Raw genomic sequence first — 9,133 nt, forward strand, 5'->3', positions numbered from 1 at the left:
CGGTCGTCGAGCTGCGCCGGCTGACGCCGGCGCGGCAGCAGCGCGGCCGGGATGAACGTGAGCACGACAAGCGCGAACGCGACCCAGAACGTGGTGGCGAACGACTTCGCGGCGAAGTCGAGCCCGCGCTCGATGATCGACGGGTCCACCGGCATCTGCTGCAGCAGCTCCGGCCGCTGCTGGGAGGCGATGGCCAGCCCGGCCTCGGTGATCGGCTTGCCGCTCTCGTCCACCAGTCCGGGGATCGGCCGGGATCCGTTGAGCTCGTTGGTGAGGATCACCGACATGACGGCGGCGCCGACCGAGCCGCCGATCTGCTGGAGGATGTTGACCAGCGTCGAGCCGCGGGCCACCTCCTGCGCCTGCAACGTCCGCAGCGCCGACGTCATGATCGGCATCATCGTGCCGCCCATGCCCAGACCCATCACGAACAGCGACCCGCCGAGCAGCCAGTACGAGGTCTGCGGGTCGACCTGGGTGAAGCTGAAGAACCCGACGACGATGAGCGCCAACGCGAACGGAACGGTACGGCCGATCGGCACCCGGTCGGCAAGCGTGCCCGCGATCGGCATGGTGAGCATCGCGCCGATGCCCTGCGGGGCCATCAGCAGGCCGGCGGCCAGCGTCGACTCACCGCGCACCTGCAGGAAGTAGCTCGGGAACAGCAGGCCGGCGCCCATGAACGCGATGATGAACACGAACAGCGTCACCGAGGCGATGGTCAGGCTGCGGTTGCGGAACAGCCGCAGATCGAGCAGCGGGTGCCGGGGCTTGAACGAGTAGAGCACGAACGCCACCACCAGCGCGCCGCCGACCAGCATCGGCGCCCACACCTTGGCCTCGGCGAAGGTGCCCGCCTCCGGCAGCGACGAGACGCCGTAGAGGAACAGCGCGAGACCCGGCGAGAGCATCAGCATGCCGACGAAGTCGAAGGACTCGGAGGGCTCGGGCGCGTCCTTCGGAAGCGCGAACTGTGCGTAGATCAGCGCGACGACACCGATCGGCAGGTTGATCAGGAAGATCCAGTGCCAGCTCGCGGTGTCGATCAGCCAGCCGCCGAGGATCGGGCCGCCGATCGGCCCGAGCAGCATCGGAATGCCGAGGACGGCCATCAGCCGGCCGATCCGGTGGGGCCCGGCCGCGCGGGTCATGATGGTCATGCCCAGCGGCATGAGCATGCCACCGCCGAGGCCCTGCAGCACGCGGTAGCCGATCAGCTCGCCGATCGAGTCGGCGGTGGCGCAGAGCCCCGACCCGATCGTGAACAGCGCCAGCGCCACCATGTAGAGCCGTTTGGTGCCGAACCGGTCGGCGGCCCAGCCACTGAGCGGGATCACGGTGGCCAGGGCGAGGGTGTAGCCGGTCATCGTCCACGCGACGCGGGCGTAGGACGCGTCGAACTCGTTCTGGAATGTGGGCAGCGCCACGCTGACCACCGTCACGTCGAGGATCGACATGATCGCGCCGAGGACGACGACGCCGGCCACCTTGAGCACCGCGGCGTCGAGTTTGTCCGATGTCGCGACGGATTGCTGTGTCACAAATTCTCCTGAAGTCGATTGAGCCGGCCATTGGTGGGCGGTGGCGGCGAAGCCGCGCCGACCAGGCGCGGGGCGCGGCGTGCCAGGACGACGACGCGCGCAGGAAGACTAACCGCCGGTGGTGACGATTTGCCGCCGGATTCGTGACCGCCCGGCCGCGCATCCGAATGGCCGTGGATTTACAGCCGGTCGTCGGGGTGGCGACCAGGTCGTGGGGCTGGCAATCAGGTCGTTGGGCTGACCGTCGTCACACTCGCGGCCTCGACGTGCTCGTCAACAACGCCGGCGTGACCGGCGGAATGCCGCAGGAACCCACCACGGTCGACCTCGCGGTCGGACGCACGGCGATGGAGACCAACGTGATCGGCGTCACTCGGTCGGCCTGCTTTTCCGGGTGATCGGTGGTGGTGGTGGTTACGTTCGTCGGTGGTACTGGTTGCGGCGGGGGATCTGGTCGGGGTCGAGCCAGGCGGGTGGTACGAATTCGGGGTGGCCGTCGCCGCCGAGGCGCACCACCCAGTCGGTGTGGTGCAGGTGTCGGTGGTGGTGGCCGCAGAGGAGGACGGCGTTGTGGAGGGTGGTGGTGCCGCCGTCGGCCCAGTGGTGGATGTGGTGGGCGTCGCACCAGCGTGGTGGTCGGTCGCAGCCGGGGAAGGCGCAGCCTCGGTCGCGCAGGACGAGTGCGCGGCGTAGGGGTCCGGTGATGAGGCGGCGTTGTCGGCCCACGTCGAGTGGTTGGCTGGCGCTGCCGAGGACGGCGGGGAGGATCGCGGCGTCGCAGGCGAGCCGACGCACCGTCTCGGGGGTGAGTTGCGGGCCGATGTCGAGGGAACCGCTGCCCAACTGCCGGGTCAACCCGTCGTAGCTGGTGGTGACGACGATCTGGGCGGGGTCGCCGCCGTTGTCGGGTAGTTCGCCGGTGCGCAGGGCGAGGCGGCACACGTCGGCCAGGGCGTCATGCCGCCGTTGGCCGGGGTTGCGTGCGTCGTCGGGGCCGGTGGGCACGGTCAGCGGGTCGATGGCGGCGCGCAGCAGGCCGGCGGTTTCGGTGTCGAGGATGCCGCTGAGCCGCAGTCGTCCGTCGGTCCGTTCGGAGATGGTGAGGTGCCGGTCGCGCGCAGCCCGGTCGGTCTCGGCCTTGAGTGCCGCGGCGGCGACCGCGTCGGCGGCCTCGGGTGCGACGTGGTCGAGGATGCGGGTGCCGAGTTTGCGCAGCAGGGTGGGGTCGAACTGCCCGGCCCACTGCACCAGAACACCGACGGCTTTGTCGGCGGCCTCGGCGCCGGCCGACGCCGCCGCCGCGCCAATCGTGTCGGTGATGACGCGGGCCTGCTCGGCGGTGACCGTCCCGGCCGCGAGGGCGTCCCGCACGGCGGGCGGTGCGGCGTCGAGGGCGGCGGCGAGATCGACGAGCCGGCGGGCGGCCGGGATGGTGAGGTGCAGCCGTTCGCGCAGCCACACCGCGGTGGACGACGCGCCCTGGGTGCGGGCCGTGCCACGGCCGTCGAGCTCACGGACCAGGGCGAGAGTCACGGCGGCGAGGCGCTGCTCAATGCGGTGCGCGGCGTCGAGCGCCGCGATCAACTCCTGCTCGGGCAGAGCCCAGGCGGCGGCGTCGGCGCAGGCTGCGATCGCGTCCTCTGCCTGCGCCAACTCCTCGACCATGACCCGAGACTAGAACGGGTGTACGACACTTTCAGTCACCATGATCGATTGGTCGCGGGGGCAGTCCGCCATCATCCCGGAACGCTCGGACCAGGGCGCCCACCGCCCGGCTAGGGCAGCATCGGTGGGAGTTTGCTGGCGTCGAGGGCTGCCTGCTCCACTCGCCGGCGGTGGTCCAGCCACCATGACTCGTCCCCGGTGGGCAGGTTGTCGTTGCTGGGCAGCAGCCCGGCCGCGCCGTCGATGAGTTCGCGCACGATGTCGGCGTGGCCGGCGTGCCGTTTGGTTTCCGCGATGACGTGGACCAGGACGTGGTGCAACGTGACCGCTGCGTCGCCCCACCACGGCACGCGTCCGACCTCATCCAGCGCAAGGGCGTCAATGGTGGTGTCGGCGTGGACGATCGCGCGGCGATACAGTTCGACGATCTCCTCGCGGGTCTCATCCGCGCTCGCCCACATGTCGGCATTGGTCTCCGCACCATCGCCGATGTACGGCAGCTCCTGCTCGAACGGTCGGCCGGACACGACGCCGAAGTAGAGGATCTCCATGGCCGCCGAGTGCTTCACCAGACCGAGCAGGTTGGTCGCGGTCGGGGTCAACGGCCGCCGAATGTCGTATTCGCCGAGCCCGTCGAGCTTCCACAGCAGCGAGTCGCGGCCGCCCTTCAAGTAGCTGTGCAGGTCTGCCTTCATGGCCGGCACTATGGCATCTGTTGGGTGTCGGCGTTGCCCCGGACGATCCGCGGAGCTCATGGGCACCCGAAGCGCAGCTAGGCGGTGACCACCGGGACGGCGGCGGTCAGCGCCCAGTCGTGCCCGATGTCGGCCGCCGCGCGGAGCAACCTCGGAAGGTGCTCCTCGCGCAGGGTCTCCAGGGAGGTCTCGGCCGCGTGCACGGTCACGTTGATCGCCGCGACGACCCGCCCGTCGCCGTCGCGCACGCCGGTGGCGACGGACCGGATTCCCGGGGCCAGGTCCTGGTCGGCGAGTGCCCAGCCCTTCGCCCGAGCCTCCCGCAGCACCGCGTCGAGCTCGCCCGGCGAGGGCTGCCAGCGTGGCGTGATGCCGGAGCGCGTCGGCTCAGCGAGTACGGCGGCCAGGGTCTCCGGTGGCAGCGCCGCGAGCAGCACCTTGCCCATCGACGTCGCGGGCGCGGGGAAGCGGGTGCCGATGGTGACACCGAGCGTGACGATCTTCGGGACGGCCACCCGGGCGACGTAGACGATGTCGCTGCCGTCGAGCTGGGCCATCGAGGTCGACTCGTTGGTCTGCGCGACGAGCTTCTCCATGTGCGGGCGGGCCACGTCCCACATGTTCAGCGCGTTGACGTACGCCATCCCCAGCTCCAGGACGCGCGGGGTGAGGGCGTGGCCACGGCCGACCGCGCGGACGTAGCCCAGCGACTCGAGCGTGATGAGGATGCGTCGGACGGTGGGCCGGGCCAGGCCGGTGGCGGCGGCGATCTCGCTGAGCGTCATCGACGGGCAGGCGGGACGGAAGGAGCGCAGGACGTCGAGGCCACGGGCGAGAGCCTCGATGAAGTCGGGCCCGGCGCCCCTTCCGTTGTCACTCATGTCCTAATGCTTCCATTGGGCCGAGCCGGCGTCCCACTCGGTGTACTGGTACGGGTTCTCCAGGATGGCGGTCTCCGGGACGTCCGGGTTCATGCCACGCTGCCACGCCTCCTCCCCCATCGTCTCGCGCAGGTGGTCGATGGTCGCCGCCACCCGGGCCCGCGCGGCGGCCAGGTCGACACCGACGAGGCGGCCGTCCCGCTTCACGACCCGGCCACCCACCAGCACGGTGTGCACGTCGCCGCGCTGGGCCTGGAAGACGACGTGACCGTGCGGGTTCAGGATCGGGAACATCACCGGGGAGGCGTCGTTCTTGATCAGAACGATGTCGGCCTGCCGGCCGGGGGTCAAGGCGCCGACCGTGGAGTCCATGCCGAGGGCACGGGCGCCGCCCCGGGTGGCCCACTCGACGACCTGCTCGGCGCGCAGGTGGCAGTGGGTGATCGTGTCCTGCTTGGCGTGCGCCTCCAGGTGCTCACGGGAGCGGTCGGCGCCGAGCGTGCTCCGCATCGCCGAAAAGAGGTCACCGCTCCACCACACGCTGGTGTCCATCGACAGCGACACCGGAATGTCGTGGTGGCGCAGCTGCCAGGTGGGCGGGTACCCCTGCCCGGCGCTCTGCTCGCTCTCGGTGGAGACGGAGACGGAGCCGCCGGTCGCGGCGATCCGGTTGTACGAGTCGTGGGTGAGCGTGGCCGCGTGCACGTACACGGTCGACGGGGTCATGAAGCCGCCCTCGTGCATGAGCCGGATGCCGTCGTCGTTGGTGGCGCCCCACACGCCGGCGTGCGTGGTCACCGCGGCGCCCAACTCCCGGGCCACCTCGAACGCGGCCCGCTCGGGGAACGCGGGATCGCCGGTGACGTCGAACGCCATCTGGAAGCCGGCCAGCTTGCCGCCGTCGATCCGCCGGCGGTGGAAGTCGCGGAACTCCGGCGAGGTGGCCCACTCCCACGGCCCCTGCTGGATGTTGCCGTAGGCCAGCACGAACCGGCCCGGCACCGCTTCGAGGGCGTCGACGGCCGCGTCCGCGTGATCGGGCGTCTGCAGGCCGTGTGACCAGTCGACAGTGGTGGTCACGCCGGCGTCGATCGCCTCGATGGCGCCGAGCAGGTTTCCCGCGTACACGTCCTCGGGGCGGAACAGCTTGCCGGATTCGAGGTAGTACCAGACGAAGTACTGCGTCAGCGTCCAGTCGGCGCCGTACCCGCGCATGGCGGTCTGCCACATGTGCCGGTGGGTGTCGACCATGCCCGGCATGAGGATGCCGTCGGTCGCGTCGATCTCCAGGGCGTCGTCGGGCGCGGTGAGACCGACGCCGACCTCCGCGATCCGGTCGCCGACGACCAGCACGTCGGCGCCGGGCAGCACCGTGTGGGCGTCGTCCATGGTGAGAACCAGGCCGTTGCGGAAGATCACCGGCCGGTCGGTTGCGCTCATCGCCACCCATTCCTCTCCGGGTACGAGTTTTCCGGACTGTTGTCCGCTGTGCGGCCAGCCCGAGTGGCGCAAGTGTGGTCCCGGCCACGATTCGTGTCAAGAGCGTGTTTCATCGCGATGAATTGCCCGTTGACAGTGCTCGCGTGGTGCCGCAAGCTGACTCGGCGGACAGGTGTCCGTAGAACGGGCGGAAACATGGTGCAGCAATCGACCGGGCCGCTGGCCGGCCTGCTCGTCGCGGACTTCTCCCGGATCCTCGCCGGGCCGTACGCGACGATGCTCCTGGCGGACCTGGGCGCACAGGTGATCAAAGTGGAGAGCCCGGGCGGCGACGACACCCGCACCTGGATGCCACCCACCCGCGAAGGCGTTTCGACGTACTACCTCGGCATCAACCGCAACAAGCGGTCGGTCGCCCTGGACCTCAAACAGCCGGACGACCTGGCCGCCGCCCAGGAGCTGGCCCGCCGCGCCGACGTGCTGATCGAGAACTTCCGGCCCGGCGGCCTCGCCCGGTTCGGCCTCGACTACGACACCGTCACCGCGAACAACGAGAAGATCGTGTACGCGAGCATCAGCGGCTTCGGCACCGGCGCCGGGCGGGACTTCCCCGGCTACGACCTGATGGTGCAGGCGATCTCCGGCCTGATGAGCCTCACCGGCGACCCGGACGGCTCGCCATACCGGGCCGGGATCTCGGTCTTCGACGTGATGGCGGGGCTGCACGCGAGCATCGGCATCCTCGCCGCGCTGCACCATCGTGGAGAGACCGGACGCGGACAGCACGTCGAGGTCAACCTGCTCAGCTCGGCGCTGTCCGGCCTGGTCAACCACTCCAGCGGCTACGTCGCCGGCGGCGCCGTCCCGTTCCGGATGGGCAACGCGCACCCCAGCCTCTTCCCGTACGAGCCAATGCCCACCGCCGACGGCGAACTCATCGTCATCGCCGGCAACGACGGGCAGTTCCGCAAGCTCTGCCAGGTGCTCGACCTGCCCGGCCTGCCGGACGACAGGCGTTTCGGGCGCAACCAGGACCGCACCGCCAACCGGGAGGAGCTGCGGCCCCTGCTTGTCGAACGGCTCGCCAAGCGGACCAAGGACGAGTGGTTCCGGGACCTGCTCGCCGCCGGTGTCCCCTGCGCGCCGATCAACACCATCGACGGCGGCGTGGCCCTCGCCGAGGAGCTTGGGCTCGACCCGGTCGTCACCGTCGGCGCCGTGCCCGGCGTCCGCAACCCGATCACCTTCTCCGACACCCCGGCCCGGTACGAGCTGCCGCCGCCCGGGCTCGACGAACACGGCGAGGAGATCCGCGCGTGGCTGAAGAACTGAGCTTCCCCACCGGGATCGGCACCTCCGACCCGACCACCATCTCCCTGCTCGGGCAGGACCTGGCCGCCGACCTGATGGGCACGGTGGGCTTCGGCGAGCTGGCGTACTGGCTGGTCGCCGGCCGCCGACCCACCCCCGGCGAGGTACGGGTCTTCGAGGCGGTGCTGGTGGCGCTCGCCGACCACGGCTTCACCCCGACGGCCATCGCCGCCCGACTGACGTACCTGTCCGCGCCCGAGTCGTTGCAGGGCGCGCTCGCCGCCGGGCTACTCGGCGGCGGCTCCCGCTTCCTCGGCGTCACCGAGGACTGTGGACGGTTCCTCGCCGACACGCTCGCGCAGGCCGGTGACGTGACCGACTACGACGCGCTGGCCCTCGACGCCGTCACCCGGGCGAAGCGGGAGCGCCGGCTGGTCCCCGGCCTCGGACACCCCGTGCACAAGGACCAGGACCCGCGCACCCCCGTGCTGATCCGGATCGCCACCGAGGAGGGCCTGCACGGCCAGCACCTGCGGCTGTTCGAGGCGATCGGCCGCGTACACCCGCAGGTGCTCGGTCGTACCCTGCCGCTCAACGGCGCCGGGGTGTGCGGCGCGGCGCTCGCCGACCTCGGGCTCCCCGTCGAGATGCTGCGCGGCTTCGCCCTGCTGGCCCGCGCGGCGGGGCTGCTCGGGCACCTCGCCGAGGAGCGCCGACGGCCGCTCGGCATGGACATCTACCGCACCGTGGACCGCAACGCCGTCTACGAACCCTGACTCCCCCTCTTCCGCCCCCGAAAGGAGTGGGAATGGCCTCCATCGTCGCGGTCATCGCCTCCACCCACCACCCCTTCTACTACCGGGCCAGCACCGCGACCGGCGAGGACCGGCCACCGTTCGCCGACGAGTGGACCCGCAAGATCCTGGCCTTCCGGGAGACGTTGACCCGGGCCCGACCCGACGTGCTGGTGATGGTCGGCTCCGACCACTTCCACCAGCTCTGGTTGGACAATATGCCGCAGTTCCTGGTCGGCAAGGCGCCCTTCTACGACGCCAACTGGTACAACGAGGAGCGCGAGTTCGGGCTGCCGCGGATGCTGCTCACCGGCCAGGAGGACCTGTCCGCGCACATCCTGCGGGCGGGCCTGGACTCCGGTTTCGACCTGGCGTTCAGCAACGAGCTGCGCATCGACCACAGCATCACCTGCCCGATCATCACGCTGCGGCCCGAGGCCGACCTGCCGATCGTGCCGATCTACACGAACATCTTCGCTCCGCCGCTGCCGCAGCCGAAGCGCTTCGTCCAGCTCGGTGCGGCCATCCGGGAGATCGTCGAGTCCTGGCCGTCGCACCTGCGGGTGGCCGTCATCGGCACCGGTCACCTCTCCCTGGAGCTGGGCGGCCCCCGGCAGTTCGGCCCGCACGGCCCGGACCCGGAGTTCGACAGGCGGGCCGTCGAGTGGATCGCCAACGGGGACCTCGACGGGTGCCTACGCGAGGTCACCCTGGACAGCCTGCACTCGCCCGGCAACGCCACCCACGGCTTCATGGACTTCATGCTGATGATGGGTGTGGCCGGCGCCGGCGTGAAGGCCGACTAC

At 70.6% G+C, this 9,133-nt stretch carries 9 protein-coding genes; 4 read left to right on the forward strand and 5 right to left on the reverse strand.

The genetic code is table 11. The features are described 5' to 3' along the window. Positions 1-1,541: DHA2 family efflux MFS transporter permease subunit (locus AB0J68_RS19620; RefSeq protein WP_363939791.1), on the reverse strand; the 1,541-nt coding region annotated here is incomplete at its 3' end. A gap of 143 nt (positions 1,542-1,684) precedes the next feature. On the opposite strand from AB0J68_RS19620, the gene AB0J68_RS19625 reads away from it, so the two are divergent. Continuing rightward, positions 1,685-1,939: a hypothetical protein gene (locus AB0J68_RS19625; protein ID WP_355066479.1), complete on the forward strand. Its 255-nt coding sequence runs from the start codon at positions 1,685-1,687 to the stop codon at positions 1,937-1,939. A gap of 16 nt (positions 1,940-1,955) precedes the next feature. On the opposite strand, the gene AB0J68_RS19630 is transcribed toward AB0J68_RS19625, so the two are convergent. The 4 genes from AB0J68_RS19630 to AB0J68_RS19645 all read right to left on the reverse strand — a co-directional run bounded on the left by AB0J68_RS19630 (position 1,956) and on the right by AB0J68_RS19645 (position 6,222). Continuing rightward, the gene (locus tag AB0J68_RS19630; protein WP_363939793.1) at positions 1,956-3,206 is read right to left on the reverse strand and encodes a DUF222 domain-containing protein; all 1,251 of its coding nucleotides are present in this window, start codon (positions 3,204-3,206) and stop codon (positions 1,956-1,958) included. A 110-nt stretch (positions 3,207-3,316) separates the two neighbouring features. Continuing rightward, a complete protein-coding gene (locus tag AB0J68_RS19635) occupies positions 3,317-3,901 on the reverse strand; it encodes a DinB family protein (protein WP_363939795.1) in 585 nt (194 codons plus the stop codon). A 77-nt stretch (positions 3,902-3,978) separates the two neighbouring features. Then, complete coding sequence (locus AB0J68_RS19640) at positions 3,979-4,782, reverse strand: IclR family transcriptional regulator C-terminal domain-containing protein (RefSeq protein WP_354859114.1); 804 nt, start codon at positions 4,780-4,782, stop codon at positions 3,979-3,981. A gap of 3 nt (positions 4,783-4,785) precedes the next feature. Beyond that, a complete protein-coding gene (locus AB0J68_RS19645) occupies positions 4,786-6,222 on the reverse strand; it encodes an amidohydrolase family protein (RefSeq protein WP_354859111.1) in 1,437 nt (478 codons plus the stop codon). 195 nt (positions 6,223-6,417) lie between these two features. Between AB0J68_RS19645 and AB0J68_RS19650 the strand changes: the two genes are divergently transcribed. The 3 genes from AB0J68_RS19650 to AB0J68_RS19660 form a co-directional block, all read left to right on the forward strand. Beyond that, positions 6,418-7,554, forward strand: coding sequence for a CoA transferase (locus AB0J68_RS19650; RefSeq protein WP_363939798.1), 1,137 nt, complete (start codon positions 6,418-6,420; stop codon positions 7,552-7,554). Then, positions 7,539-8,309, forward strand: a complete 771-nt coding sequence (locus AB0J68_RS19655) for a citryl-CoA lyase (protein ID WP_354859107.1) — start codon at positions 7,539-7,541, stop codon at positions 8,307-8,309. Before AB0J68_RS19650 ends, AB0J68_RS19655 begins: the two co-directional genes overlap by 16 nt. A gap of 32 nt (positions 8,310-8,341) precedes the next feature. After that, positions 8,342-9,133, forward strand: a 792-nt coding sequence (locus AB0J68_RS19660; protein WP_363939800.1) for an extradiol ring-cleavage dioxygenase, incomplete at its 3' end; no start/stop codon positions are given.

It is taken from the genome of Micromonospora sp. NPDC049580 (genome assembly GCF_040675595.1).
Taxonomy (GTDB): Bacteria; Actinomycetota; Actinomycetes; order Mycobacteriales; family Micromonosporaceae; genus Micromonospora.

What these genes read in the sequence shown, in the direction of transcription:
- AB0J68_RS19630 (WP_363939793.1), bottom strand. Translation starts at nt 3,206, where the DNA reads ATGGTCGAGGAGTTGGCGCAGGCAGAGGACGCGATCGCAGCCTGCGCC.
- AB0J68_RS19635 (WP_363939795.1), bottom strand. Translation starts at nt 3,901, where the DNA reads ATGAAGGCAGACCTGCACAGCTACTTGAAGGGCGGCCGCGACTCGCTG.
- AB0J68_RS19640 (WP_354859114.1), bottom strand. Translation starts at nt 4,782, where the DNA reads ATGAGTGACAACGGAAGGGGCGCCGGGCCCGACTTCATCGAGGCTCTC.
- AB0J68_RS19645 (WP_354859111.1), bottom strand. Translation starts at nt 6,222, where the DNA reads ATGAGCGCAACCGACCGGCCGGTGATCTTCCGCAACGGCCTGGTTCTC.
- AB0J68_RS19650 (WP_363939798.1), top strand. Translation starts at nt 6,418, where the DNA reads ATGGTGCAGCAATCGACCGGGCCGCTGGCCGGCCTGCTCGTCGCGGAC.